We start from the raw sequence: 24,336 nt of genomic DNA, 5'->3' as shown, positions 1-24,336 counted from the left end.
TGTCGATGGGATCAGCGGGGCGGCTGCGTGATGCCGAACCGGAACAGAGTTGCCTGGGTGGTGTCGGTCAGCTCGCCAACCCCCACGACACTCCACAACTCCTCTTCCAGCCGCTTTGCCTTGTGAATGGCGAACTTGGCGATGTAGTCCAGCTCATTGGCAATGAAGTTGGTGTCGGGGCGTCCGGTGCGGGAGATGCCGACCAGCACCGAGTAGAATTCTCCCTGCTGCAGTGCCAGCTCGATGAACTGGCGCTTCTCTTTTAGGTTGCTAAAGCTGCTGGCGAGGCGGCTGGTGAAGATGGGGAGGCCTGCCTTGGTCTGGATGCTGGCAATATAGACCTCATCTTCACGCGGTTTGTCCTCCCGCTCGATGGCTCGCAACGGATTCATCAGCAGCTCCTTGAACAACTCCCCCTGAAACAGCGGATAGAGGTTCTCCTGCTCAGGTTGCTCGGCACAGGCGGTTAACAGTTGTTGCAGGCTGCGCGGAGTGAGTGACTTGCCGATGGCGGCTGGCTTGGGGGCACCCTTCAGTTTGTTGATATAGACCGGTGAGTTGAACAGGTGGTGGGTGTAAATATTGCGCAGGGCTCGCGCCAGTCCGCGATAACGGCGCTGCTCCTGCGCCGCCTTGAGCTTGTTCTGGTTGCTCTCGATCAGCAGGCTGAAGAACTGACGACCGGTATGACGATCGGAATCCCCGTCGATACAGAGGTGCAGCACGGTGCGAGTCATGTTGAGACTAACCAGCCGGTAGGAGAGATGCTGCAGATCCATGCTCTTGGATAACTCCTGCAGACGGGGCAGGGCGATGGTCACCACATCGTTTTTCTCGCCGATAAAGGCATCTTCCAGCTCGACCTGCAGGCCATGGGCAGAAATATCTCGGGTCCAGCCAAGCCATGACTTGCCATTGTGATGGATGGCAACGGCTGTTTTGTGGATATAGCGCAGCTCCTTGCGCAACTGGACATAGTGCAGGGATTCAATCTCGAAGGGGGCAACGCCCAGCTCGTGACCAAAACGTTGCAATTCATTGGCATTATTGCCCAGCTCGCCCTCCGGGCGGAACTCCTCCCGTTGGGACTCCAGACTGATCTCCTGCAGCAGGCCGCAATACCCAATCAGTTTGAGACGTTCGAGTAACAGAATATCCTGCAGTTGCGAATTTTCGACCCCCTGCAACTGCCCTACATCTGCCTCCAGCGATTCACACGCCTCCAGTGAAAACTTGTAGACACGCCAGCTGGGACGTCGGGAGCCCACCTGGAAGAAGAGGGCGGTGAGACCACTCTGGCGCAGCTCTTCAGCAGTGGCAGAGAAGAAATAGATATGGCTGCGTACCGTGTGGGTGAAGCAGTAGATGAGGGTTTCGGTCGTGGTGCCGGGAGCAGGGCAGAGGCGTTTCATCCGTTTTGCTGAGAAGAGTCCCGCCAGGGCATCGCGGTTTTTCTCGTCGCGCCAATACTCCAGCAGGTGCTGGTTGTTCTCGGTGCGCAGTGCTATCTCGAGTGAGGGACAGTCTCCTGTGCTGAAGAAGAGCGGCATGCCGGTCATCCGTGGCAGGTAGAACTGCTCATATCCCTTGATGATGGCGGCGGAGAGCAGATAGTCGACGCTGACCCGATAGCGGATCTTGTTGGCTTCGATAAAGTCGCTGAGGAAGGCATCGAAGGCGGGCTGCTCACCGGAGCGTACCAGCCTCAGCCAATACTTCCCTTCCTTGCTCTCTTCACCGAGGATCTGGTAACCGACCGGCTGATGCAGCACCGGATTGGGGTGATCCCGCTCCAGCCCGGTAAAGAAGACCTCGACCTGAGCGCCGGTCTGGTAATTGGGCAAATAGGGGACCGAGACTCTCATGCCGCCGAGGGAAAGATCGGAACTTTTGGCGAACAACTTCTCCCCGTCATGAAGTTTGATGAGCAAGGGCGAGCTGAAGTGCATCCGCTCTTGTCGTCGCCCGTAGTAACTGGCAAAGACGATGGTGTTGACGTCGTATTGCCGGAAGGGGCTGACAGGGGGTTGCAGCAGGCCATCCACCCGGGCGTGGTGATGGTTCTTTTGCCATTGTTGCAGCGCTTCGTAAACGCCAAGGGTATAGGCGTCACGGTAGAGATAGCACTGGGACTGAAACAGTCCGATGGCCTCGGCCGGCATAAAGTGGGTGATACCGTCGAACTCGTGCACCAGGCACTCGTCCTCCAGTTCATCGCGCATGTCGATAACCCTGCGGCAAGGGGAGCATTTGCGATTGAGCTCCATCTTGATCAGAAAACGGCCGTTACTGTTTTCGTCCTGGGTCAGACGGTTGAAGATCTCTTCGAAATCTTTCTCCCGCAGCAGGGGTACAAGTTGTTCAATCAGATGTTGTTGGTGTACTGAATCCATGTGTTCCTGCCACGGAAAGTCACTTTTCCGATTCTGGGTTTGATCTGTCGGTCGCAAACAAGTATATCAAGCAGGAATTCATCCTGTCCCCGAGTTATCAATGGCTAAAAATAAAACTGCTTATGTTTGTTCCGAATGTGGTGCCGACTTCACACGCTGGCAAGGTCAATGCAGCGAGTGCAAGGAGTGGAATACCATCACCGAGGTACGCCTTGGCTCCGTCACTCCCGCAGGCAAGAGTGCCCGTTACACCGGTTATGCCGGCGCGGTCGGCAGTCAGGTACAGACACTGGCAGAGATCGCCACCACCGAAATCCCCCGTTTTACTTCCGGTTTCAAGGAGTTGGATCGGGTGCTTGGTGGCGGTGTGGTGCCCGGCTCGGCGATTCTGATCGGTGGTAACCCGGGGGCGGGTAAATCGACCCTGCTGCTGCAGACCATGTGTGGTCTGGCAGAGCGGATGAAAACTCTCTATGTCACCGGTGAGGAGTCGCTCCAGCAGGTGGCAATGCGGGCCAACCGCCTTGGTTTGCCTACCGACAAGCTACGGATGCTCTCCGAGACCAGCGTTGAGCAGATCTGCCTGATTGCCCAGCAGGAGCAGCCGCAGATCATGGTGATCGACTCCATTCAGGTGATGCATGTGGCGGATGTCCAATCTTCTCCCGGTTCGGTCTCACAGGTGCGTGAGGCAGCAGCGTTACTGACCCGTTACGCCAAGCAGAACCATGTGGCCATCTTCATGGTGGGTCATGTGACCAAGGATGGCAGTCTGGCTGGCCCCAAGGTACTGGAACACTGCATCGACTGCTCTGTGCTGCTTGACGGTGGCCATGACTCCCGTTTTCGGACTCTGCGCTCTCACAAGAACCGCTTCGGTGCGGTCAACGAGCTGGGGGTCTTTGCCATGACTGAACAGGGGATGCGCGAGGTGAGCAATCCCTCCGCCATCTTCCTCAGTCGGGGGCAGGAGCAGGCGCCCGGTTCCATCGTCATGGTGATCTGGGAGGGCACCCGGCCGCTGCTGGTGGAGTTGCAGGCGCTGGTGGATTACTCCCAGCTCTCCAACCCGCGTCGGGTAGCGGTGGGGATGGATCACAACCGGCTCGCCATGTTGCTGGCGGTGCTGCACCGTCACGGTGGGCTGCAGATGGCGGATCAGGATGTCTTCATCAACGTGGTTGGCGGGGTCAAGGTCGAGGAGACCAGTGCGGATCTGGCGCTGCTACTGGCGATGGTCTCCAGTTTCCGGGATCAGGCGCTGCCCAAGGATCTGGTGGTGTTTGGCGAAGTGGGGCTCTCAGGGGAGATCCGTCCTGTCCCCTCTGGTCAGGAGCGGCTGCAGGAAGCGGCCAAACACGGTTTTCGTCGTGCCATCGTGCCGCACGCCAATGCCCCCAAGCATCCTATCGAGGGGATGGAAGTGGTGCCGGTCAAGAAGTTATCAGAGGCGCTCGAGGCGTTATAACCGTAGCAATAGAGGCTGAATGAACAGAAAAGAGCACCATGTCTGGCCGGGCGTCGTTACGACTGGTTGTGCTCCTGATGCTCGTTCAACAGCTGTTCCAGCTCCCGATGCAGCAGCTCTTCGTCACCTACGTTGAGCTCTATCATCCGCTTGAGGTGGGTGGCACTGTCGATGTCGATGTGGTGGCAGTAGAACCCCAGCTTCTTGCTGGCTTCATGGGTTAGCTCGACCTGCATCTTGATCTCGATGTCGCTGCCACTCAGGACAAAACTGAGCTGGTACTCCTTGTTGTCACGGCTCTCCCAATCATCCGGTCGGATTAACAGGGCGCCCTGCAGGGATATGTCGACAAGCTGAGTCTGCCACTTGTGCTCCCCCTGGGTGAGTTCGGCCGTGGTCAAATAGAGGATCCGTGCAAAACGGCGGCGCTCAGACATGCTCATCTCCTAGTTTGGAATCAGCTGGACACAGGGAATCATTGCTCTGAGTGTAATGCACCTTGGCTGCCAGTATCTTGAACTTGCTCCGAAAATAGCAATCAGGCTTGCTGGGCACTGAGGAACTCCACCACATGGAGTGCCTTGACCAGACGATCTTCCTGTTTGAAGCGATCCTCCAGTACCGGACCCAATTCGTTGAGGTCATCATCGAGCAGTAGCAGTTGGGCCTCGTCGGCATCACTGTATTTGTCGTTGAATTCGAGGGCAAACTCGGTAGTGGCACGAATATGGGGATAAATGCGCTTGGCCAGCTCCAGTGTTTCGCCGCTGGCTTGCTCGAAGGCGGTGACGACGTGGTGGTAGATCTCGAAATGGCCCGCGCTGACATAGTCGACTAGGCGGTCGCAAAACTGATGCAGCTCTTCTGTTTTGGGCAGGCTGCGTTGCTTGGTCCGCGCCGGAGTAAGGCCTGCCAGCTGCATGTATCCAACCAGCAACGCTTGCCTTGCATCCAGCCAGTCGTCGATAGCTTTATGCTTGCCTGCCAGCGCCTGCTTGGTCTGTTCCAGTTTCGTCAACATAATCCCTATCCCTCCGTGGGGCAAAGGCTGGCCGATTGTTCGGTATTCCGAGCCGTTTGAGCAGTGACACAACCTATAACTAGGGAAAATCTGGGCAAGCGTCAATAGCCATGGGGGGATAATGTTAAGTGGCGAAGAAATAGTCAGCGGATTGTGTCTGCGTGCTAGCAGGTTTCAGGCCTGCTCACGGTTTTTCGCGTGTGGAATGTGACTATTTCCGCAGATCTTGATGAAAACCCCAGCGTTTGACGCGTTCGGCTCGATAAAGGCTTTGCCTGTGCGTTTTTTTTTGCATAGAGTGACCCAGCGCTAAATGCCCGATCATAAAGGAAATGTTATGAACAAAGCTCAACTTGTCGATGCGATTGCCGCCAAAGCAGATCTGAGCAAAGCTCAGGCCAAAGTGGCTCTGGAAGAGATCATCAATGGTATTACCCAGAGCTTGAAAGAAGGCGATGCTGTGCAACTGGTCGGTTTTGGCACCTTCAAGGTCACCCACCGCGCAGGCCGCACCGGTCGTAACCCGCAAACTGGTAAAGAGATCCAGATTGCTGCTGCCAACGTGCCTTCATTCGTGGCTGGCAAGGCTCTGAAAGACGCAGTCAAGTAAGTCCGAAAGTCTGTTTTGTCCAATGCCAGTCAGCTTGCTGACTGGCATTGTTTTTATGGGATTCTCCCATCCTTCCTGACTTTTCCTTTTGTCGGCCTCGTTGCGGCTGAGGCCTTATGCCGTTTGCGGGTTGGATGGCAGCGGCCAGATCCGCTCATAGGCCCAGGTAAAGACCATGATGTAGACGAGGTAGAAGGCGACGAAGCCGAGATCCAGCATCAGGGCGTCCCACACTCCCAAATCGAGCCAGAACATGACGCAGGGGAGGGAGAGCATCATAAAGCTCGCCTCATAGCCAAACGCGTGCAGGAAGCGGTCCAGTGGTCGCTTGTTAGTGCGTCCGCAAAGTTTGAGCAACCCCTTGTCGAACAACAGGTTCCAGCCGTAGGTCCAGGCGGTGGCGACGATGGAGAAGAAGATGGCCAGTGAACCGACCTCGGCGACGCCCTGACCGAACAACTGGCTGATCAGCGGTGCGACCAGTGCCAGCCCGATGCCTTCGTAGAGAACCAGATAACGAAGTCGATCGGGGGTGGTGCGTAGTTGGGTACTACTCATGGGGATGTGCCTCCTGTGGGAGGCGCATTCTAATCAGGGAGTGGTTAAAAGAGAAGCATCGGCCCGTCATGACGGGCGTTGAGGGGCATGATGATGCCCCCTCATTTGCGATACGTCTCTATTGCCAACTTGGGCGTTAGCCCTGAGTGGTCAAGTCTGCGACTCTGGCGCCGGTTGGCGTGACCCGGGTCAGCATGGCAAAGCCCTCTTCCACTTGAGTGAGCTCTACCTTGACCTCTCCCAACTCGGCGAGCGAGGCAACATGGGTGCCGCCACAGGGGATGGTGACCTCCTGGCCTTCCAGCGAGCAGTGCCAGTAACGGGAGTCGATGATCGCCTCGCCGGCCCGGCTTCGGCGAATGTCAGCTCCGCTTGCTACCCAGTCGGCCAGTTGTTGGTTGACTTTCTCTTCAATCAGCGCCAGATCTGCCAGCAGCGCCTCGCTGTTGACTCCTTTCTTGCGCAGGCTCTTGCCGATTCGGTACTGCTCCCACGATCCGCAAGGCTCGACCCGCGAGCTTTGAATAGCAAGACGATCGAAGTCGGGCTGGCCCAGTGCATCGCGCTCGCTTACCTCCTTGCGCCAGTAGGGAGTCAGTACTCGATTGAGCGCCAGCGCGGCCAGATGGCAGCCGCTATGGCCCAGACTCAGGGCGTGGCGGGCAGCGCTATCTACTTGCAATTCGACCTGGCTGCCAACGGCTAGCGCGTGGTCACCGGTCATTGGATGGACCACCACGAAACGCCACCCTTCAGCCCCCCGTTTTACCGGAATCGCAGTATCGACAAACAGCTTGCCATCCGGGCTGATAGCCCCCATCCGGCAAGGGCCAATGGCGGCTTCGCCCCCTTCCCAGCGAGCATGGCCCACATCCCCCGGCTGATCGGGCCAGAGGTGGCTCTGGGGATGAAAGGGGGTGAGGTCGGTGACCAGCAGTGTGGTGTCGCCACGCTGACAGCAGACCACGCTGGCTTGCTCCTGATGATGGCCCAGCACGAAGCTGACTCGGGTATGTTCCATGGCAAGGCTCCCGCAACGATAAATGAGAAAAGAAAGCGGCAGCATACGCCAAAGTGCGAAGAGGCTCATTAACCAGAGTTAATGAGCCCCTCTTCTCGGTTTGACGGTTCGCTAGATCATGGCGACCAGCAGGTAGGCGTTGAGCCCGATCACCAGGGCGACGATGAGGCGGCCGACCGCCTGGGTCACCGGGTGGTTGCGATACTCCCCCATCAGGGCGCGATCGCCGGTCAATATCAGCAGCGGGATGAGCGCCAGCGCGATGCCGAAGCTCAGCACCACCTGGCTCAGCACCAGGATCTCGGTGGTGTTGAGGCCCATGGCGATTACCACGAAGGCAGGGGCCATGGTGATGGCGCGGCGCAGCCAGAGCGGGATGGTGAAGCGCACGAAGCCCTGCATCACCACTTGGCCGGCCAGCGTGCCCACCACGGTAGAGCTGATGCCGGAGGCGACCAGCGAGAGGCCGAACAGAGTCGCGGCCGCCTGACCCAGCAGCGGGGTGAGGGTCTGGTAGGCCGACTCCAGCTCGGCTACTTGCTGGTTGCCGGAGCTGTGGAAGGCGGCCGCCGCCATGGCCATCATGGCCAGATTGACGAAGCCGGCGATGGTCATGGCAATCGCCACATCGACCCGGGTGGTGTGCAGCCGCTGGGGGACCGAGCCCTGATCCTGGGTGTGCTGGGTCAGTGCCGAGTGCAGGTAGATAACGTGGGGCATCACGGTGGCGCCGAGCACGCCGGCCGCCAGATAGACGGCGTCACTGTTGGGCAGGCCGGGGAAGAGGGCGCCCTCCAGCAGGCTAGGCAGATGGGGGCGGGAGAACACCAGCTCGACGATGTAGGCCGCCGCCACGAACAGCAGCAGGCCGCCCACCACGAACTCCAGCGGTTTCTGGCCGCGGGATTGCAGCATCAGGATCCCCCAGGTCACCACGGCGGTGATGCAGGCCCCTTCAAGCAAGGTCACGCCAAGCAGCAGCTTGAAGCCGACGGCGGCGCCGATAAATTCGGCGAGATCGGTGGCCATGGCGATGATCTCTGCCTGCACCCAGTAGGCCCAGACCGCCGGTTTCGGCAGTCGGTCGCGGATGTGCTCCGCCAGATTTTTGCCGGTGACGATGCCGAGTTTGGCCGAGAGGGTTTGCACCAGCATGGCCATCAAGTTGGCCCATACCACTACCCAGAGCAACTGGTAGCCAAAGGTAGAGCCCGCCTGAATATTGGTGGCGAAGTTGCCCGGGTCGATATAGCCGATGGCGGCGATAAAGGCAGGCCCGAGCAGGGTCAGTTTGAATTTGCGGGCTGGAATCGTAGTCGTCAGTGCGGGTTGCATGGCATCACCCTCCATAAGGATATGGAGAGAGAATAGATCTAAATGATAATCGTTATCAATTGTTGTTTCTGATGATTTACATCGGGAAAAACATTTAAGGCGGTCAGTTGCAGTGAGGGATGTGATTTCGTACAATACGCCGCCCTAGAAAAGCAGCGACTAAACACCTTTATGTTCCTTGCCTCCGAGGTCTGGCTGCACCTGGGCGGAGGCTGAATTAATCCGTAAGGAGCTAAAATGCGTCATTACGAAATCGTCTTCATGGTTCATCCGGACCAGAGCGAGCAAGTTCCCGGCATGATCGAGCGTTACACCGGCGCCATCACCACCTCCGGTGGTACCATTCATCGCCTGGAAGATTGGGGCCGTCGTCAGCTGGCTTACCCGATCGACAAACTGCACAAAGCCCACTACGTTCTGATGAACGTAGAAGCAGAGCAAGCCGTTATCGATGAGCTGGAAACCAACTTCCGCTTCAACGATGCCGTTATCCGCAACATGATCATGCGCACCAAGCACGCCGTGACTGAAGTTTCTCCGATGGCCAAGGCCAAAGAAGAGCGCTTCACCCGTCGTGACGACGAGCGCCGCGAAGAAGCTACTGAAGCTGCTTCCGAAGAGTAATTCTGGATCACTGACTAGAGGATAAAGGCCATGGCACGTTATTTCCGTCGTCGTAAGTTCTGCCGCTTCACCGCCGAGAACGTTACCGAGATCGACTACAAAGATATCGTTACTCTGAAAAACTACATCACTGAATCTGGCAAGATCGTACCGAGCCGTATCACCGGTACCCGCGCCAAGTATCAGCGTCAGCTGGCACGCGCCATCAAGCGTGCTCGTTACCTGGCTCTGCTGCCGTACACCGATCTGCACAACAAGTAAGAATCGGCCCGGCACTTAAGCCTAACTCAACGAAATTTATAGAGGAAAGGTAATGCAAGTTATCCTGCTCGACAAAATCGCCAAACTGGGCGGTCTGGGTGACCAAGTTTCCGTGAAATCTGGTTATGCCCGTAACTACCTGATCCCGCAAGGCAAAGCTGTTATGGCCACCAAAGCCAACATCGAAGCTTTCGGTGCTCGTCGCGCTGAGCTGGAAGCCAAACTGGCTGCCAACAAAGCTGCTGCTGAAGAGCGTGCTGCCAAGCTGGCCGAACTGGCTACCGTGGTTATCGCTTCCAAGTCTGGCGACGAAGGCAAGCTGTTCGGTTCCATCGGTACCCGTGACGTGGCTGAAGCCATCACTGCTGCCGGCGTAGCCGTTGCCAAGAGCGAAGTCCGCATGGGCAACGTTCTGCGTAACACCGGTGACTACGAAGTTGCTGTTCAGCTGCACGCTGACGTTAAAGCAACCGTACAGATCCAGGTTGTTGCCCTGTAATAGCGATTCGCTTTTGCAGAAAAAACCCGCGCTCTTGCGCGGGTTTTTTATTTTCCGGCCCGGGGGTAGAGTGAAGGTCTGTTCCACTGGAGGAGATCATTATGGCTTGGGTAGAAGGTCGCGTCATCGAACGCATCGAATGGACACCCACCCTGTTCTCCCTGCGGGTAGCGGCCGAGCTGGTCCCCTACAAGGCAGGCCAATTCACCAAGCTGGCCCTCGAGCAGGGCGATCGCCGCATTCAGCGCGCCTACTCCTTCGTCAATCCCCCCTCTGCGCCATACCACGAGTTCTATCTGGTCGAGATCCCGAGCGGTGAGCTGACTCCGTCCCTTGGCTTGCTGCAAGCGGGCGATACATTGCTGGTGCAATCCCAGGCCACCGGCTTCCTGACGCTGGATGAGGTGCCCGCCGGGCGCGATCTCTGGCTGCTCTCGACTGGCACTGCCATCGGCCCCTTCCTCTCCATGTTGGCAGATGGGGAAGCCTTCAACCGTTTCGAGAATCTGGTGCTGGTGCACGGGGTGCGCAAAGGCGAAGAGCTGAGCTATCAGGATTTGATCGCCAGCTTTGCCGAGCAATATGGCGAGCGTTTTTGCTATGTCCCCTTTGTCAGCCGCGAGCCTTGGCCCGATGCAATGGCAGGGCGGATCCCGGCGGCTATCGCCAATGGTCAGCTGCAGGCTAGAGTGGGGTTGGAGTTCTCACCCGAGCTGAGCCAAGTGCTGATCTGCGGCAATCCGGAGATGGTGAAAGAGACCCAGCAAACCTTGCTGGCGCTGGGGTTGGCCAAGAATCTGCGGCGGGCACCGGGCAATATCAGTGCGGAGAATTATTGGTAAAACAATCAGCACAGGGGCGCCAGGCCCCTGCTGGATAAGGAAAGGGGGGGTCAGTTTTTCTTGCCGTTACCCTTGTTTTTATCCTTCTGTTTGTCGTGACCCTGTCCCGGGTTATTGCCGCTGTGGATGCTGCGGTTGTAGTGATCCCGGTACTTGCCATCCATCTTGTCGCAGTTGAGTTTGATCCGGCTGTCGCCAATGCCAAGATCCAGACAGTTGTCTTGCCACCAGTCGTACTCCTTGTCATCCCAGTCGAGATTGATCTTGATGTCATCACCGGAGATCTTGATGCCATCGCTATTTTTGCTTGGCGGTGCCGCAACCGCGATGCCGTGCGCCATGAGCAGGGAAAGCAGCAGGGCGCCGCGTCGGATAACGGGGTTGTGTTTAGCTTGGGTCATCGCAAGGGTACTCCTGTTGTTACTGGTCGCTCTGCGAGTTGGCAGGGACCTGGTTGGTTTTCGGTGGCTGGTTGCGATTCTCTTCATCTTCCAGATTGAATTTGACCGCCTTGCAGTCGACGGTGGAGGTCTCCCCGATATCCAGAGTGAGGCAGTCGTTCTGGGTCCAGCCGAACTGTTTGTCATCCCAGTCCAGATTGAATTTAAGCTCATCGACGGAAAATTCGGTGCCACCGCTCTCTGGATATTGCTGTGTCGCAGCGGCGCCGCCGGTAACCAGAAGAAGGGAGAGTAGCAAGGTGGTCGTACTGTTCATGATGGCCTCGGATAATTGCAACGGTGGATGAGTGTACGGATCTGGGCTGAACCCGGGCGGAATCGCACCTCATCTCACCACATGATCAAGTCAGGGAGGAATTGTATCGCTTTTCTGCTGCCGATTTGTCCGTTTTGGTCGCACTCTGGGCAGCTGGTTGCCAATCTGAAGGAATTCAGTCATTTGCCCTTCTCTGTGCGAGTCTGGCGACTATAATCGGCAGCCAACTTTTCCTGCACAGCACACCCCTTCATCATGACCACACAGGACTCCTCCACACAGCGCTACCCCAAGGGGTGGTTCGCTCTGACGACGGTATACAGTTTTACCGGATTGGCCATTCTGGCCTCCATTATCTTCTCCCTGCTGCTGTTCCTCTCCATCGATGACAACCCGCTGATGAAGTGGCTGTTCGGCGGCTTGGCCATCATCTTCGAGCTGGGCAAGTTTTACGTCTGGTACGAGTACGGCGAGCGCAAGGCGCGGCGGGATTTGAGTGGTGCTCTCTGGTCGCTGCTGTTTTACAGCGTGCTGGCGGCCATATCCATCGGCGGCAGTATCGGTGGCATCAACAGCGCCACCAATACGGTGTTGAGCCAGCAGGCGCGCCACGAGCGGGAGCTTGCCCGTTTCGACGAGCAGATCGCCAGCATCGAGCGGCAGATCCAGCTCAACGAGGAGGCGGCCCGCAAATATATCGAGCTGGAGCGCATCTCCAGTGGCGTCTCCTCGTTGCAGCACGCCAACACCAAGCTGCGCTTGCAGCAGGATGAGCTGCGTCAGCAGCGCGATGCCAAGCCGGTCAACGAACAATCCTCCATGCTGGGGCTGATGAGCAGTCTGGCGGACGGGGTAGGGATGAGCATCAGTCAGGTGCAGTTCCTGCTGGTCTGCTTCCTCTCGGTGCTGCTCGACGTGTTCGGTGCCTTTTTCGTCAGCCTGATCGGCGAGGAGAACCGCTTTCGCCGGATGTGGCGCTGGCAGCAGGATCAAGCTCGCAGAGAGGCGCAGGAGGCGTTGGCGATGGCAGCCCAGCCTGAGCCCATGCTGCCGCCCGAGCCCGCCCCCGAGGTGCTGGCGCAGGTGCGCGGTGCGCTGGTGAGCGGTGAGCTCAAGTGCAGCAAACGCTCGGTGGCACAGGCTTTGTCACTCTCGCTGGAGGAGGTGGATCGGGTGTTCCACCATCTGCTGTCGCAAGGGGTGCTGGGGCAGGGGAGCAATCGACACTACTACCTAAATCCGGCGCTGGAGCAGCAACCCGAATAGTGAGAAGGCCACCGGAACGCGGTGGCCTTTTTCGTTATCGAGTGGCTGTGGCACTCAGTGAGTCAGCACCATCATCAGGCTGAGGAAGGCGGCCAGTCCGCCACCGATGCCGATGATCCAGTAAAACCCCTTGGCCCCCTGTTTGAGCGGGATGCGGAAGTAGAGCAGAAATGCCCACCACCCCAGTGCCAGCAACAGAGGAATAAGAAACATTCGAGCCATGGTGTCCTCGCTGTTATTCTGTTGACCCTTGATCAATCAACAGGATGGATTGTGCAATGACGCAACTACAGATTACCGCATTCGGTGACCCCTCGGTACTCAAGCTCAACCCTTCCCTCGATAAGGTGCCAGCCGATGGCGAAGTGCGGGTACGCATCTGCTTTGCGGGGGTCAATCCCATCGATGCCAAAACCCGCGCCGGTCTTGGCTGGGCGGCGGCCCAGAACAAGGACAAGCTGCCCTGGACGCCGGGTTATGACATCTCCGGCGTGGTGGAGAAGATAGGCCCCGGCGTGACCTCGCTGGTCGAGGGGGATCTGGTGTGCGGCATGGTCGGTTTTCCCCTCGCTGCCGGTGGCTACGGGGAGTCTGTGGTGGCAAGCGAAGGCGAGCTGGTCAAGCTCGACGGAGTGAGCCTGCAGCAGGGGGCGGCGCTGCCGCTGGCCGGTCTCACCGCCTGGCAGGGGCTGCTTGAGCACGGCGGCCTCCAGAGCGGTCAGCGGGTCTTGATCCTCGCCGGTGCCGGTGGCGTCGGCCATCTGGCGGTGCAGTTTGCCAGCGCTTATGGCGCCGAGGTGGTGGCCACCGCCAGCCCCGACAACCATGGCTTCCTGCACGCACTGGGGGCGCGCTGGATGGTGGATTACCATGATGCGAACTGGCCAGCACAGGTGGTGGCAGAGGCCAGTCAGGTCGATCTGGTGCTGGATCTGGTGGGCGGCGAGAGCGGCAAGGCGGCGCTGGCCTGCGTCAAACCGGGTGGCCGCCTGGTGACTGTGCCTACCATTACCGCCCAGCAGATCAAGGATGCTGGGGCTGCGGCGGGTATCGAGGTGGTCGGCATGCTGGTTCACCCCGACCAGAAGCAGCTGGGTCAGATGTTGATGCTGCTGCGTCAGGGGGAGGTGAAGGTCACCCTCGCCGGTGAGTTCGCTCTGGCTGAGGGGGCGCTGGCCCATCAGGCCATCGAAGGGGGCCATGTACGCGGCAAGCTGCTGCTGCGCATGCCTGCGGCCGATGGCTATCCCGGATGAGCGAGATGATGGAGATGGGGCTGGGGTGGCTCTTTTTAAGTGCATTCACCTCCGCCACCCTGCTGCCCGGCAGCTCCGAAGTGCTGCTGGGGGCCATGGCGGCCAAGGGGGAGTGGAGCATGGCGAGCCTGCTGCTGTGGGCGACGCTGGGCAATACCCTCGGATCCATGACCACCTGGTGGCTCGGCTGGCTCGCCACCTTCAAGAAAAAACCGGAAGATTTTCAAGGCCGTGGGGAACAAAAAGCCTTAGGCTGGCTCAAACAACATGGTCACTGGTGTCTGCTGCTTGCCTGGACGCCGGTGGTCGGTGATGGTCTCTGTCTGTTGGCCGGTTGGCTGCGCCTCTCCTTCTGGCGCTCTTTCATCCTGATCGGGCTCGGCAAATTGTTCCGTTATGCCCTGGTTTTTCTGCTGGCCAGTCACATTTTCTAGCCTGTTTTTGTCACTCACGAGGTTACCGTGAACAAAGTCATACCTTTAACGATTCTGCTGGGCTTCACCCTGCCGGTGCTGGCGGCACCGACCCTGATCGCCGAACAGGGCAAGGAGGAGGGCAAGCTCGCCATCCCCTACCAGATGTACAAGCTGGACAACGGCCTGACCGTGATCCTGGCCCCCGACCGCTCAGATCCGCTGGTGCACCTCGATGTGACCTATCACGTCGGCTCATCCCGCGAGACAGTCGGCAAGTCCGGTTTCGCCCATTTCTTCGAGCACATGATGTTCCAGGGCTCGAAACACGTCGGTGATCAGGAGCATATGCGGATCATCAACGAGGCCGGTGGCGACATGAACGGCACCACCAACAAGGATCGCACCAACTACTACGAGACAGTGCCGGCCAACCAGCTGGAAAAAGTGCTCTGGCTGGAGGCGGATCGGATGGGCTTCCTGCTCGATGCGGTGAGCCAGAAGAAGTTCGAGATCCAGCGCGCCACCGTCAAGAACGAGCGTGCCCAGCGGGTCGACAACCAGCCGTACGGGCTGGTGAGCGAGAAGGTAGGGGAGGCGCTCTATCCGCGTACTCATCCCTACTCCTGGCAGCCTATCGGTTACGTGGAAGATCTCGACCGGGTCGATGTGAACGACCTCAAGCAGTTCTTCCTGCGCTGGTATGGCCCCAACAACGCCACCCTGACCCTGGGCGGCGACTTTGACAGCAAGCAGGCCCTCGAGTGGATCGAGAAATACTTCGGCTCCATCCCGCGCGGTCCGGACGTGGCCGAGCCGACGCCAAAGCCGGTGACTCTGCCCGAGACCCGCTACGTGACGCTGCAGGACAAGGTGCACCTGCCGCTGCTCTATATCAGTTACCCCACTGTCTCCCTTGGTGACCCGCAGGAGCCGGCGCTCGACATGTTTGCCGACGTACTCGGCGGTTCCGCCAGCTCCATGCTCTACCAGTCGCTGGTGAAAACCGGCAAGGCGATCGATGTGGGGGCGTCCCACTACTGCGAAGAGCTGGCCTGTACCCTGACCGTCTACGCCTATCCCAATCCGTCGCAGGATGGCAGCCTCAAGACCCTCAAGGGGGAGGTGGACAAGGTGATCGGCGAGTTCGCCCAGCGCGGCCTCAAACCGGAAGATCTGGAGAAGGCGATCGCCAAGTACCGTGCCTCCGCCATCTGGGGTCTGGACAGCGTCTCCGGCAAGGTGAGCCAGCTCGCCATGGGTCAGGTGTTTGCCCAGGATCCCAACTATGTGTTCAAGACTCTCGATGCCATCGGCAAGGTGACACCTGAGCAGGTGAAGGCGGCCTACGACAAGTTCATCGCCGACAAGCCTGCGGTGGTGCTGAGCGTGGTGCCCAAGGGCAAGACCGAGTGGCAGGTTGCCACCCCGAACTTTACCCCCGCCAAGCGCGAGCTGCCGGATTACAGCAAGCATGACGAAGCGCTGGCCGAACGACCGGTAAAAGACAATTTCGATCGCAGCGTGCAGCCCAAGGCGAGCGAGGCGGTGAGCGTCAAGGTGCCCGCCATTTGGCACGGCAAGCTCGACAAGAACATCGAGATCATTGGCACCAAGAGTGACGAGATCCCGGCCGTCTCCATCATGATCGCCCTGCCGGGCGGCATTCGTGCCGAAGATAAGGGGCAACTGGGGTTGGCCAATCTGACCGCCGCCATGATGGGGCAGGGCACGGTGCGCCTGACCGAGGCTCAGCTGAGCGACGAGCTGCAAAAGCTGGGCTCAAGCATTGATGTCTCCAGCGCCCAGTACAACAACCTCATCACCGTCAGCTCGCTGGCGGACAAGTTGCCCCAGACCCTAGCGCTGGTGCGCGAGGTACTGGAGCGCCCGGGCATGCGGGAGGCTGACTTCGAGCGGGTCAAGGCGCAGCTGCTGCAAGGGATGCAACAGGCCCAGCAACAGCCCGAGTGGCTGGCCGGGCAGGCGTTCCGCGAGCTGGTCTACGGCAAGCAGAACCGCCTCGGTCAACCTACCGACGGGGTGGCGGCCGATGTGGCCAAGCTGACCCTGGCGGACGTGAAGCACTTCTATCAGGCCTACTACAACCCCACCAATGCCAAAGTGGTGGTGGTCGGTGATGTGGGCCAGAAGCAGATCGAGGAGCAACTTGGCTTTCTGACCGAGTGGAAGGGGGCCACGCCGACTCTGGGGGATCTCAAGCTCAAGGGTGAGCAGGCCAAGCCGGGCATCTATCTGGTCGACAAGCCGGGGGCGCCCCAGTCGGTGATCCGCATCGGCCGTCGCGCCATGCCGTTCGATACCACGGGGGATTACTTCACCGCCGGGCTGATGAACTTCAACCTGGGTGGCAACTTCAACAGCCGCATCAACCTCAACCTGCGGGAAGACAAGGGTTACACCTATGGCGCCAGCTCGGGTTTCTCCGCCAACCGCGAGGTGGGCACCTTCGCCACAGGCGCCAATGTGCGGGCCGATGCGACTGTGGATGCCATCCGCCAGTTCCTCAAGGAGATGGACAACTACCGCAAGAGCGGCCCGACCCCGGTCGAGCTGGCCTATATGCGCAGCGCGGTTTCCCAGCAGGATGCCCTCTCTTACGAGACCTTGGGCCAGAAGGCGGGCTTCCTGCTGCAGATGGTGATGTATGACCTGAAACCGGACTATGTGCAGGCCCAGAACAACCTGATCAAAACGGTGTCGCCCGAGGCGCTCAAGGCCAGTGCCGCCCGTTGGCTCAATCCGGCCGACATGGTGATCGTGGTGGTGGGAGACAAGCAAAAGCTTGAAAAACCCCTGAAGGAGCTTCATCTTCCCATCTATCCGCTGCAGTTGCCGTAACTGACGCTTTATAAAAATCAAGAGCCGCCCCGGATGGGGCGGCCTCACATGAGCCGTGAATATGACTACAACAAGCTTGTCGCTCACCGAGTTGCTGAATGCGTTGGGATCACCGGAGCGCCTCACCGCGCTCAAGGGGATCCGGCGCGGGATCGAACGTGAATGCCTGCGCATCACGCCGGATGGCCGACTCGCCCAGAGTGACCATCCACGGGCGCTGGGCTCGGCCCTGACCCATCCCAATATCACCACCGACTACTCAGAGAGCCTGCTGGAGTTCATCACCCCGGCCACCGACTCCATCGACAGCCTGATGGAGCAGCTCGGCGACATCCATCACCATGTGATTCAGCATCTGGGTGACGAGCGGATTTGGCCGCTCTCCATGCCATGCTTCGTCGGTGGGGAAGAGAGCATCCGGCTGGCCCAGTACGGCAGCTCCAATATCGGCAAGATGAAGACCCTCTACCGTCAGGGATTGAAGAACCGCTACGGCAGCCTGATGCAGGTGATCGCCGGGGTGCACTTCAACTTCTCCATGCCCGACAGCTTCTGGAGCGAGTGGCAGGATCTGGTGTGCGAAGGGTGCTGCAGCCAGCGCTTTATCTCCGACAAGTACATGGGGCTTATTCGCAACGTCTACCGCTTCGGCTGGCTGGTGCCCTATCTGTTCGGCGCCTCCCCGGCCATCTGCGAATCCTTCCTCAAAGGGCGCAAGAGCAACCTGCCGTTCGAGAAGACCGGCAAGGGCACCCTCTATCTGCCTTACGCCACCGCGCTGCGTCTCTCCGATCTCGGTTACACCAACAGCGCCCAGGCTGGGCTCAAGATCAGCCACGACAGCCTGCCAGCCTATGTCAGCAGCCTGCGCCGCGCCATCAACACCCACAATCCCGACTTTGCCAAGATCGGGGTCAAGGTGGATGGGGAGTATCGTCAGCTTAACGACAACGTGTTGCAGCTGGAGAACGAGCTATACGCCCCGATCCGCCCCAAGCGCACCCCGCGCAGCGGCGAGAAGCCCTCGGATGCGCTGGATCAGCGCGGCATCGAATACATCGAGCTGCGCACCGTGGACGTCAACCCCTTCACCCCTCTCGGCATCGATGCCGACCAGATCCGCTTCTTCGATCTGTTCCTGGTCTGGTGCCTGCTGCGCCCCTCTCCGGTGTTGAGTGACGAGGAGATTGCCCGCAACCGCCGCAACCAGAACAAGGTGGTGCTGGAGGGACGTCGTCCCGGCCTGATGCTTGAAGATGAGCAGGGCAATGCCATTGGCCTCAAAGAGTACGGCCTCAAACTGTTTGACGAGCTGGCTCAGGTGGCCGATCTGCTGGATCGCTGCTGTGGCCGCAACCGCTATCGCGAGACGCTGGCGATGCACCGCGAGAAGCTGCTCAACCCAGAGCTCACCTACTCCGCCCGCATGCTCAAGGAGCTGCTGGAGAGTGGCAAGGATAACGGCTGTTACGGTGACAAGCTGGCGACCCGCTATCGCGAGGAGCTGCTGGCAGGGGAGCTGCAGTACTGGGATGAGGCCTACTTTGCCGGTGAGGCGAAGGATTCGCTGGCCAAGCAGCGCGAACGCGAGCGCAGCGATAGCCTGTCGTTCGATGACTTCCTGGCCGACTACTTCGGGACCAGTACCACCACGGCCTGAAGGCGGGTTCGTACCAACCCAAGTGCCAGCAAAAAGCCGCTCGAGTGAGCGGCTTTTTTATTTCTCTGAACCTGAGCGATATCAGACGTGGTTATACATGGCCTCGATTTCGCTCTGGTACTTGGCCTCGATGATCTTGCGGCGCAGCTTCATGGTGGGGGTCAGCTCACCCAGCTCCATGGAGAAGGCGCTCGGCAGCAGGGTAAACTTCTTCACCTGCTCGAACTTGGCCAGCTCTTTTTGCAGATCGGCGATGCGGGCTTCGAAGAACTCCATTACCCGGGAGTGGCGCAGCAGCTCGGTCTTGCACTGGTACTGCAGGTTGATGGAGCGGGCGTACTCCTCCAGCGACTCGAAGCAGGGGACGATCAACGCCGAGACGAAGTGGCGGGCATCGGCGACGATGGCGATCTGCTCGATAAAGCGATCCTTGCCGATGGTCCCTTCCACCAGTTGCGGGGCCACGTACTTGCCGTTGGAGGTCTTCATCAGCTCCTTGAGGCGCTCGGTGAAGTAGATATTGCCCTGGCTGTCGAGCTCACCGGCATCGCCGGTACGCAGGAAGCCATCCTCGGTCATCACTTCGGCGGTGGCGTCCGGCTTGTTGTAGTAGCCGCGCATCACTGTGGGGGAGCGCACCAGCAGCTCGTTGTTCTCACCCAGCTTCACTTCGATGCCGTTCAGTGCCGTGCCGATGGAGCCGAGCTTGAACTGGCTGTCTTCGTAGCAGCAGACGGTGGCAGTGGTCTCGGTCATGCCGTAGCCGTACTTGAGGTTGAGCCCCATCGCCTGGAAGAAGAGGTTCACATCGTCGGCCAGACGGGCGCCCGCCACCGGCAGGAAGCGGGTGCGGCCGCCAAAGCGGGCGCGCAGCTTGCGAAACACCAGTCGCTCGGCGAGCCAGAGCTGGCCGTAGAGCAGCGGGGAAGCGGACTTGCCCGTCTGACGGGTGGCAACCATCTGCTTGCCGACACGGGTTGCCCAGCCAAACAGGGCGCGCCGCAGAGCCGGAGCCTGAGCGACTTTGGCCTGGATCATGGCATAGGCCTTCTCGTAGAGGCGCGGCACGGCGCACATCACGGTCGGCTGCACCTCGCCAATCACATCCATCACCTTCTGCGGATCGCGGATATAGACGTTCTCGGCGCCGCAGTAGAGCACGTAGTAGCTCCATGCCCGCTCGAACACGTGGCTGAGCGGCAGCATGCAGAGCGACACATCCTGCTCATTCAGATCGAGGCGACTGTTGTGCATCTCGAAGCAGGCGGCGATGTTGTTGAAGTCGAGCATGACCCCCTTGGGTTCGCCTGTGGTGCCGGAGGTGTAGATCAGGGTCAGCAGATCATCCATCCGGTACTGGGTTTCCCGCTCGCGCAGCTCCTGCTCACTGGGCTGATGGTTGCCGGAGACCAGAAATGTCTGGAAGTGACTCGCCTGCCCGCAGTCGCGCAGGTTGACGCTGCCATCGAGGGCGACGATCTGGCGGATCTCGCCGTTTTCAATCAGTTGCAGCGCCTGATCGAACTGGGGTTGCTCGCCAACGAACAGCACCTTGATGCCGGCATCTTTGACGATGTAGCGCAGCTGATCGAGGGTGCTGGTGGGATAGATAGGGACGCTGACGCCGCGGGCGGCCAAGATGCCGAGATCGGCCTGAGTCCATTCCGGCATGTTGCGGGCATAGATGCCGACCATCTCGGTGGGCTGGTGGCCGGCACGGATCAGCGCCTGTGCGCAGTAGTCCATGGCCTGGCCCAGAGTACGCCAGCCGATGGCGCGCCACTGGCCATCCTGCTGAACCCGCAGGGCAGCCTTGTTGCCAAGCTGGGCAATACGTTCACGCATCAGTCGAACCAGATGAAGCTTCGGCATCAGTTAAACATCCTTTAATTACAGTTGTACGCCCGCAAGGGCACTAAAAATCGGGCTAGAGTTTAAACTCCAAGATTACAGCTTACAAGTGTTCGCTGTTTGTCTTGGATCACAAAGAGTGCAAATAGCTCTTCCTTTGTGCAGAGTGGCCGATACTGCAAAGGAGCAAAGGGAGAGTTAACGATATGAATCTATGGATGAAAGGGGCATTGGCCGTGATCGGGCTCATGATGGTGGGGGGCGGGGCGGCCTGGTACTTTCTGGGCAAGACACAGCAGCCTGCGAATCCCTGGTATGAAGGGGCGGAGGGATACCAGCAGGCCCAACAGCAGGCATTGGCGCTGGGCTATCCGCTGCTCTATGTGCTGGAGACCCCCAAGTGCCGTCGCTGCAAGGCATTGAACGAACGCTTCTGGCGCAGTGAAGAGATGAGAGTGCCGTTGAGCCGATTGGTCAAGGTGCGGCTCAATCCGGGCAAGGGGGATGGTAGTGAACAGATCCTGCGCCGTTTTCCCAAGGTGGCCACACCGCCCGGCATCTATATCCAGCAGCCGGGTCAACCCCTCAAACCGATCAAGATAGTGGTGGATATACAGCAGATCTGGATGCCGGGGAAAACCTGGCTGCGGGGCTTCTATATGCCGCTTTCCGCCGCCGGATTCGAGGCGGTGGTTCACACCACTCTCTCCTTGCAGGATCCGGCGATGGACAATGCCCCCCTCGATTGAGGCGGGATCAGCTGAAGTCGAACAGGCGGGACATCAGTACCGCATCTTCCCGATCATTGCCGGTGCCGTAGTAGTCGGCGCGGCGGCAATACTCGGCAAAGCCGGCGCTCTCGTAGAGGTTGATGGCGGTCTGGTTGCCTGCCCGCACCTCGAGAAACCAGGCCTCTGCCCCGGCTTGTTTGCTGCGAGTCAGGTAGGCTTGCAGCAGTGTCCGTCCCAACCCCTTGCCCTGAAATTCGGGGTGGACACAGATATTCATCAGCGAGCTGTCTCCGGCCACCAGATCCGAGATATAGAAGCCGGCCGGGCGACCATCGACCAGCATCAAGCCGTTGAGATAGCGAGGACCGAAGCAGGATAGCAGGTTGGCCTGGCTCCAGGGCTCCTTGTGGGCGGCCTGCTCTATGGGATAGACAAGGTCGAAATCGGCTTCGAGCAGGGGACGAAACTCAGGCATGGTGACTCCGGGTAGCTGAATAGGGGATGTCTCGGGGTTGTCAGACACAACGTTTGTAAAATCAGGTAAATAGAGCTGCTTCAGTGAGGATGTTGAAGGCAGGATGCAGGATCATGCCGTGGAACTTGCCATATGTCGGCGCAGTTGTTGCCACAAGGCTCGCTTTTGCGCGGCGCTGGGGGCGAGCGGACAGATCAACGCATCGGGTCGTTCCGGGTTGGCCTCCGTCAGCCAGAGCAGCGGTGAGGCATCCGCCGTTTGCAGGTTGGCAGGCGGCAGCTCGCTGAGCAGTGAGACCTCGTCGGGGGTCATGCCGAGCAGCTGGCAGATATCCGCCAGCAGCGTGGTGGCAGGCAGCTGAGGCGCCAGCAACCAGAGTTTGCCGCTGGGCAGCGGAGCGCGGGTGGCCGGTGCTGTCTGGTCGGGCTGCACGGCATCTTGCGCAAGCTCGGGTACGAGATCTGCACCCAGCAATGCCGGACGACGCAGTTGCCAGCTTTGAATGCCCATGCGGGCCAACATGCTCTGACGAACGGGATCTTGCATCTGGGGCGACTCACTCTTGATCTGCGTTGGGGAAAATTGTGTTGCGCAGGGTACACTCGAACCGCTTTTGCTGCACCCTTTGCAACGCATCATCTGGCGCATGCGGGCATGGTGCCATCACGACACTGGCTATGCATGGGCGCAGCACGCTGCCGATACGGTATCGCACTGCCTTTGCGTTTTTTCCTGCCAGAGGCGGGTATTGTGCGGCAAGAGATACCAGAATAAACATCATAACAAGACAAAACCCAAGGTCGAGCAAATGGATATCACGCCTTGGGGCTAACATCATCCCAGCTTCGGAACACTCTCTATGTCGTCTTTAGCTCAAGCCCAGAACCCTGCGCGTCTTATTCCCATCCAGGAGCGCCTGCCCCGGCTGCTGGCAGCCCTTGGTGAGGGGCTTTATGAACGGCAGGATGCCCTGCGCCTCGGTCTGCTGGCAGCCCTCAGCGGTGAGAGTGTCTTCTTGCTGGGGCCACCCGGTATCGCCAAGAGTCTGATTGCCCGTCGCCTCAAGCTGGCCTTTCACGACGCCCGCCACTTTGAATATCTGATGACCCGTTTCAGCACACCGGAGGAGGTATTTGGCCCCCTCTCCATTCAGGCGCTGAAAGAGGATGGCAAATACCTGCGCCTCACTGCCGGCTATCTGCCGGAGGCTGAGGTGGTGTTCCTCGACGAGATCTGGAAGGCGGGTCCCGCCATTCTCAACACCCTGCTCACCGCCATCAACGAACGGCAGTTCCGCAATGGTGATAGCCAGCATCCCATCCCCATGCGGCTGCTGGTGACCGCCTCCAACGAGCTGCCGGCGCCGGACAGCGGGCTGGAAGCGCTCTACGACCGGATGCTGGTGCGGATCTGGATGGACCGGGTGCAGGAGAAAGCCAACTTTCAATCCATGCTGGCCAGCGACGGTCACGCCCACCAGAATCTGCCGGAATCCCTGCAGATCCGGGGGGATGAGTACGAGCAGTGGCAGAGCCAGATTGAGCAGGTGCGCCTGCCGGATGCCTGTTTCGAACTTATCTATCAGCTGCGCCAGCAGCTCGACAGTCAGCTGGCCCATCGCTGCTATGTGTCGGATCGCCGCTGGAAGAAGGCGGTACGGCTCATCAAGGCGAGTGCCTTCTTCAATGGCCGCGATGAGGTCGCACCGGTAGATCTGCTGCTGTTCAAGGATTGTCTCTGGCACGACGAGGAGTCCCGCACCGCCCTGCTGGAGATGATGACCGAGTTCTCCCGTCTCTACGGTTATCAGCAACTGGCCTTGACCCGCCAGCTGCTTGCCCTGCGGGATCAATTCAAACAGCTCAAACAGGGCGTGGCCCAGCGTCTCTGCTGCAAGGCGCGCAAGCGCAAGCAGTGGTTTGGCAGACGGGCGAGGGGGATCGAGATCCCGCTCGCCAACGCCAGACCCTTTGGCAAGCAGGTGCACTTCCATCTGCTCACCCCGGCCCCGCTGGATGGCAGCGATCCCGAGCGTCTCACCAGCACCCTGGTGTTCGATCGTACCCTGCTTTCCCATTGGCATCCGACCGGTGAGGCGCTGGTGGGTTATCAATATGGCAACCCGAAAGAGGGACACTACGAGCTGGTACTTGACGATGAGCTGCGCCTGCAGGTGCTCGATATCCAGCGCCAGCAGATCCCGCTGGTATTGATGGAGCGCAACGCCATCCCTGAGGTGGTGCTGGAGCCCTGGCTGCAAGCGCTCGATGAGCTGCTTGCCCAGGTTGGCAAGGTGGTGCAGGAGCTTAAACAGCAGCGCACTCTGTTCGATCGTCATCGGCAGCACCTCTTTATTGCCCAGCGCTGGCTGCAACAGGTGGAAGACAGCTTCTTCGTGCTGAGCCGGGATCTTGAACTGCTGCGCGGCGAGCTGACACAGTGGCGCGAGCGGTTGCCAAGGCTGGACGAGTAA

At 59.3% G+C, this 24,336-nt stretch carries 25 protein-coding genes; 13 read left to right on the top strand and 12 right to left on the bottom strand.

The window, feature by feature from the left end; all coding sequences use genetic code 11:
• Positions 1 to 11: 11 nt before the first annotated feature.
• On the bottom strand, positions 12 to 2,393 hold the full coding sequence (locus G5179_RS06605) for a PilZ domain-containing protein (RefSeq protein WP_421206094.1): 2,382 nt from the start codon (positions 2,391 to 2,393) through the stop codon (positions 12 to 14).
• A 100-nt stretch (positions 2,394 to 2,493) separates the two neighbouring features.
• Between G5179_RS06605 and radA the strand changes: the two genes are divergently transcribed.
• The gene (gene radA, locus G5179_RS06600; protein WP_005341318.1) at positions 2,494 to 3,861 is read left to right on the top strand and encodes a DNA repair protein RadA; all 1,368 of its coding nucleotides are present in this window, start codon (positions 2,494 to 2,496) and stop codon (positions 3,859 to 3,861) included.
• Between the two features lie 56 nt (positions 3,862 to 3,917).
• On the opposite strand, the gene G5179_RS06595 is transcribed toward radA, so the two are convergent.
• Positions 3,918 to 4,298 (bottom strand): PilZ domain-containing protein, encoded by a 381-nt coding sequence (locus G5179_RS06595; RefSeq protein WP_216952871.1) that lies wholly within the window; start codon positions 4,296 to 4,298, stop codon positions 3,918 to 3,920.
• A gap of 101 nt (positions 4,299 to 4,399) precedes the next feature.
• Positions 4,400 to 4,882 (bottom strand): sigma D regulator, encoded by a 483-nt coding sequence (gene rsd, locus G5179_RS06590; protein WP_216952872.1) that lies wholly within the window; start codon positions 4,880 to 4,882, stop codon positions 4,400 to 4,402.
• Between the two features lie 337 nt (positions 4,883 to 5,219).
• Here rsd and hupA point away from each other — a divergent pair, with 337 nt between their 5' ends.
• Positions 5,220 to 5,492 (top strand): nucleoid-associated protein HU-alpha, encoded by a 273-nt coding sequence (gene hupA, locus G5179_RS06585; protein ID WP_005340484.1) that lies wholly within the window; start codon positions 5,220 to 5,222, stop codon positions 5,490 to 5,492.
• Positions 5,493 to 5,606: 114 nt separating this feature from the next.
• Here hupA and G5179_RS06580 read toward each other — a convergent pair whose 3' ends face one another.
• From G5179_RS06580 to G5179_RS06570, 3 genes are all read right to left on the bottom strand, one after another.
• A complete protein-coding gene (locus G5179_RS06580) occupies positions 5,607 to 6,050 on the bottom strand; it encodes a PACE efflux transporter (protein ID WP_005358045.1) in 444 nt (147 codons plus the stop codon).
• Positions 6,051 to 6,186: 136 nt separating this feature from the next.
• Positions 6,187 to 7,071, bottom strand: coding sequence for a hypothetical protein (locus tag G5179_RS06575; protein ID WP_421258080.1), 885 nt, complete (start codon positions 7,069 to 7,071; stop codon positions 6,187 to 6,189).
• 111 nt (positions 7,072 to 7,182) lie between these two features.
• Positions 7,183 to 8,406: an Nramp family divalent metal transporter gene (locus tag G5179_RS06570; protein WP_227341920.1), complete on the bottom strand. Its 1,224-nt coding sequence runs from the start codon at positions 8,404 to 8,406 to the stop codon at positions 7,183 to 7,185.
• A gap of 237 nt (positions 8,407 to 8,643) precedes the next feature.
• Here G5179_RS06570 and rpsF point away from each other — a divergent pair, with 237 nt between their 5' ends.
• The 4 genes from rpsF (at position 8,644) to G5179_RS06550 (ending at position 10,632) form a co-directional block, all read left to right on the top strand.
• Positions 8,644 to 9,030: a 30S ribosomal protein S6 gene (rpsF, locus tag G5179_RS06565; RefSeq protein WP_005308887.1), complete on the top strand. Its 387-nt coding sequence runs from the start codon at positions 8,644 to 8,646 to the stop codon at positions 9,028 to 9,030.
• 30 nt (positions 9,031 to 9,060) lie between these two features.
• Positions 9,061 to 9,291 (top strand): 30S ribosomal protein S18, encoded by a 231-nt coding sequence (rpsR, locus tag G5179_RS06560; RefSeq protein ID WP_005308890.1) that lies wholly within the window; start codon positions 9,061 to 9,063, stop codon positions 9,289 to 9,291.
• 52 nt (positions 9,292 to 9,343) lie between these two features.
• Positions 9,344 to 9,790, top strand: coding sequence for a 50S ribosomal protein L9 (gene rplI / locus G5179_RS06555; RefSeq protein ID WP_005340490.1), 447 nt, complete (start codon positions 9,344 to 9,346; stop codon positions 9,788 to 9,790).
• Between the two features lie 101 nt (positions 9,791 to 9,891).
• Positions 9,892 to 10,632, top strand: coding sequence for a ferredoxin--NADP reductase (locus G5179_RS06550; protein WP_201953778.1), 741 nt, complete (start codon positions 9,892 to 9,894; stop codon positions 10,630 to 10,632).
• 50 nt (positions 10,633 to 10,682) lie between these two features.
• On the opposite strand, the gene G5179_RS06545 is transcribed toward G5179_RS06550, so the two are convergent.
• Together G5179_RS06545 and G5179_RS06540 are read right to left on the bottom strand one after the other, a co-directional pair.
• Positions 10,683 to 11,033: a hypothetical protein gene (locus G5179_RS06545; RefSeq protein WP_042053367.1), complete on the bottom strand. Its 351-nt coding sequence runs from the start codon at positions 11,031 to 11,033 to the stop codon at positions 10,683 to 10,685.
• Positions 11,034 to 11,052: 19 nt separating this feature from the next.
• Positions 11,053 to 11,349, bottom strand: coding sequence for a hypothetical protein (locus G5179_RS06540; RefSeq protein WP_139494910.1), 297 nt, complete (start codon positions 11,347 to 11,349; stop codon positions 11,053 to 11,055).
• A gap of 255 nt (positions 11,350 to 11,604) precedes the next feature.
• On the opposite strand from G5179_RS06540, the gene G5179_RS06535 reads away from it, so the two are divergent.
• Positions 11,605 to 12,615 carry a Preprotein translocase subunit SecY gene (locus tag G5179_RS06535; RefSeq protein ID WP_421208954.1) on the top strand — a complete coding sequence of 337 codons (1,011 nt, stop codon included), beginning with the start codon at positions 11,605 to 11,607 and terminating at the stop codon, positions 12,613 to 12,615.
• A gap of 54 nt (positions 12,616 to 12,669) precedes the next feature.
• On the opposite strand, the gene G5179_RS06530 is transcribed toward G5179_RS06535, so the two are convergent.
• Complete coding sequence (locus G5179_RS06530) at positions 12,670 to 12,837, bottom strand: hypothetical protein (protein WP_005308905.1); 168 nt, start codon at positions 12,835 to 12,837, stop codon at positions 12,670 to 12,672.
• Positions 12,838 to 12,893: 56 nt separating this feature from the next.
• On the opposite strand from G5179_RS06530, the gene G5179_RS06525 reads away from it, so the two are divergent.
• From G5179_RS06525 to gshA, 4 genes are all read left to right on the top strand, one after another.
• Positions 12,894 to 13,871 (top strand): NADP-dependent oxidoreductase, encoded by a 978-nt coding sequence (locus G5179_RS06525; RefSeq protein WP_236758185.1) that lies wholly within the window; start codon positions 12,894 to 12,896, stop codon positions 13,869 to 13,871.
• Positions 13,868 to 14,305: a YqaA family protein gene (locus G5179_RS06520; protein ID WP_421222207.1), complete on the top strand. Its 438-nt coding sequence runs from the start codon at positions 13,868 to 13,870 to the stop codon at positions 14,303 to 14,305. The genes G5179_RS06525 and G5179_RS06520 overlap by 4 nt, the downstream gene beginning before the upstream one ends.
• A 27-nt stretch (positions 14,306 to 14,332) precedes the next feature.
• Positions 14,333 to 17,146 (top strand): M16 family metallopeptidase, encoded by a 2,814-nt coding sequence (locus G5179_RS06515; RefSeq protein ID WP_064337320.1) that lies wholly within the window; start codon positions 14,333 to 14,335, stop codon positions 17,144 to 17,146.
• 61 nt (positions 17,147 to 17,207) lie between these two features.
• Positions 17,208 to 18,806 (top strand): glutamate--cysteine ligase, encoded by a 1,599-nt coding sequence (gene gshA, locus G5179_RS06510; RefSeq protein WP_421258079.1) that lies wholly within the window; start codon positions 17,208 to 17,210, stop codon positions 18,804 to 18,806.
• 81 nt (positions 18,807 to 18,887) lie between these two features.
• Here the strand turns inward: gshA and G5179_RS06505 are convergent, their stop codons facing one another.
• A complete protein-coding gene (locus G5179_RS06505; RefSeq protein WP_421203820.1) occupies positions 18,888 to 20,678 on the bottom strand; it encodes an AMP-dependent synthetase/ligase in 1,791 nt (596 codons plus the stop codon).
• Between the two features lie 227 nt (positions 20,679 to 20,905).
• Here G5179_RS06505 and G5179_RS06500 point away from each other — a divergent pair, with 227 nt between their 5' ends.
• On the top strand, positions 20,906 to 21,406 hold the full coding sequence (locus G5179_RS06500; RefSeq protein WP_406596058.1) for a hypothetical protein: 501 nt from the start codon (positions 20,906 to 20,908) through the stop codon (positions 21,404 to 21,406).
• Positions 21,407 to 21,413: 7 nt separating this feature from the next.
• On the opposite strand, the gene rimI is transcribed toward G5179_RS06500, so the two are convergent.
• Positions 21,414 to 21,863, bottom strand: coding sequence for a ribosomal protein S18-alanine N-acetyltransferase (gene rimI / locus G5179_RS06495; RefSeq protein ID WP_216952883.1), 450 nt, complete (start codon positions 21,861 to 21,863; stop codon positions 21,414 to 21,416).
• 111 nt (positions 21,864 to 21,974) lie between these two features.
• Positions 21,975 to 22,409: a DNA polymerase III subunit psi gene (locus G5179_RS06490; protein ID WP_421258078.1), complete on the bottom strand. Its 435-nt coding sequence runs from the start codon at positions 22,407 to 22,409 to the stop codon at positions 21,975 to 21,977.
• Between the two features lie 313 nt (positions 22,410 to 22,722).
• On the opposite strand from G5179_RS06490, the gene G5179_RS06485 reads away from it, so the two are divergent.
• Positions 22,723 to 24,336 carry an ATPase RavA domain-containing protein gene (locus G5179_RS06485; RefSeq protein ID WP_216952885.1) on the top strand — a complete coding sequence of 538 codons (1,614 nt, stop codon included), beginning with the start codon at positions 22,723 to 22,725 and terminating at the stop codon, positions 24,334 to 24,336.

Origin of the sequence: Aeromonas sp. 600886, assembly GCF_049174935.1 — a bacterium.
GTDB classification, from domain to species: Bacteria; Pseudomonadota; Gammaproteobacteria; order Enterobacterales; family Aeromonadaceae; genus Aeromonas; species Aeromonas veronii_A.
Note: the sequence above shows the minus strand (reverse complement) of the source record. Positions and strands in the feature narration are given on the sequence as shown.

What these genes read in the sequence shown, in the direction of transcription:
- G5179_RS06605 (WP_421206094.1), bottom strand. Translation starts at nt 2,393, where the DNA reads ATGGATTCAGTACACCAACAACATCTGATTGAACAACTTGTACCCCTG.
- radA (WP_005341318.1), top strand. Translation starts at nt 2,494, where the DNA reads ATGGCTAAAAATAAAACTGCTTATGTTTGTTCCGAATGTGGTGCCGAC.
- G5179_RS06595 (WP_216952871.1), bottom strand. Translation starts at nt 4,298, where the DNA reads ATGTCTGAGCGCCGCCGTTTTGCACGGATCCTCTATTTGACCACGGCC.
- rsd (WP_216952872.1), bottom strand. Translation starts at nt 4,882, where the DNA reads ATGTTGACGAAACTGGAACAGACCAAGCAGGCGCTGGCAGGCAAGCAT.
- hupA (WP_005340484.1), top strand. Translation starts at nt 5,220, where the DNA reads ATGAACAAAGCTCAACTTGTCGATGCGATTGCCGCCAAAGCAGATCTG.
- G5179_RS06580 (WP_005358045.1), bottom strand. Translation starts at nt 6,050, where the DNA reads ATGAGTAGTACCCAACTACGCACCACCCCCGATCGACTTCGTTATCTG.
- G5179_RS06575 (WP_421258080.1), bottom strand. Translation starts at nt 7,071, where the DNA reads ATGGAACATACCCGAGTCAGCTTCGTGCTGGGCCATCATCAGGAGCAA.
- G5179_RS06570 (WP_227341920.1), bottom strand. Translation starts at nt 8,406, where the DNA reads ATGCAACCCGCACTGACGACTACGATTCCAGCCCGCAAATTCAAACTG.
- rpsF (WP_005308887.1), top strand. Translation starts at nt 8,644, where the DNA reads ATGCGTCATTACGAAATCGTCTTCATGGTTCATCCGGACCAGAGCGAG.
- rpsR (WP_005308890.1), top strand. Translation starts at nt 9,061, where the DNA reads ATGGCACGTTATTTCCGTCGTCGTAAGTTCTGCCGCTTCACCGCCGAG.
- rplI (WP_005340490.1), top strand. Translation starts at nt 9,344, where the DNA reads ATGCAAGTTATCCTGCTCGACAAAATCGCCAAACTGGGCGGTCTGGGT.
- G5179_RS06550 (WP_201953778.1), top strand. Translation starts at nt 9,892, where the DNA reads ATGGCTTGGGTAGAAGGTCGCGTCATCGAACGCATCGAATGGACACCC.
- G5179_RS06545 (WP_042053367.1), bottom strand. Translation starts at nt 11,033, where the DNA reads ATGACCCAAGCTAAACACAACCCCGTTATCCGACGCGGCGCCCTGCTG.
- G5179_RS06540 (WP_139494910.1), bottom strand. Translation starts at nt 11,349, where the DNA reads ATGAACAGTACGACCACCTTGCTACTCTCCCTTCTTCTGGTTACCGGC.
- G5179_RS06535 (WP_421208954.1), top strand. Translation starts at nt 11,605, where the DNA reads ATGACCACACAGGACTCCTCCACACAGCGCTACCCCAAGGGGTGGTTC.
- G5179_RS06530 (WP_005308905.1), bottom strand. Translation starts at nt 12,837, where the DNA reads ATGGCTCGAATGTTTCTTATTCCTCTGTTGCTGGCACTGGGGTGGTGG.
- G5179_RS06525 (WP_236758185.1), top strand. Translation starts at nt 12,894, where the DNA reads ATGACGCAACTACAGATTACCGCATTCGGTGACCCCTCGGTACTCAAG.
- G5179_RS06520 (WP_421222207.1), top strand. Translation starts at nt 13,868, where the DNA reads ATGAGCGAGATGATGGAGATGGGGCTGGGGTGGCTCTTTTTAAGTGCA.
- gshA (WP_421258079.1), top strand. Translation starts at nt 17,208, where the DNA reads ATGACTACAACAAGCTTGTCGCTCACCGAGTTGCTGAATGCGTTGGGA.
- G5179_RS06505 (WP_421203820.1), bottom strand. Translation starts at nt 20,678, where the DNA reads ATGCCGAAGCTTCATCTGGTTCGACTGATGCGTGAACGTATTGCCCAG.
- G5179_RS06500 (WP_406596058.1), top strand. Translation starts at nt 20,906, where the DNA reads ATGATGGTGGGGGGCGGGGCGGCCTGGTACTTTCTGGGCAAGACACAG.
- rimI (WP_216952883.1), bottom strand. Translation starts at nt 21,863, where the DNA reads ATGCCTGAGTTTCGTCCCCTGCTCGAAGCCGATTTCGACCTTGTCTAT.
- G5179_RS06490 (WP_421258078.1), bottom strand. Translation starts at nt 22,409, where the DNA reads ATGCAAGATCCCGTTCGTCAGAGCATGTTGGCCCGCATGGGCATTCAA.
- G5179_RS06485 (WP_216952885.1), top strand. Translation starts at nt 22,723, where the DNA reads ATGTCGTCTTTAGCTCAAGCCCAGAACCCTGCGCGTCTTATTCCCATC.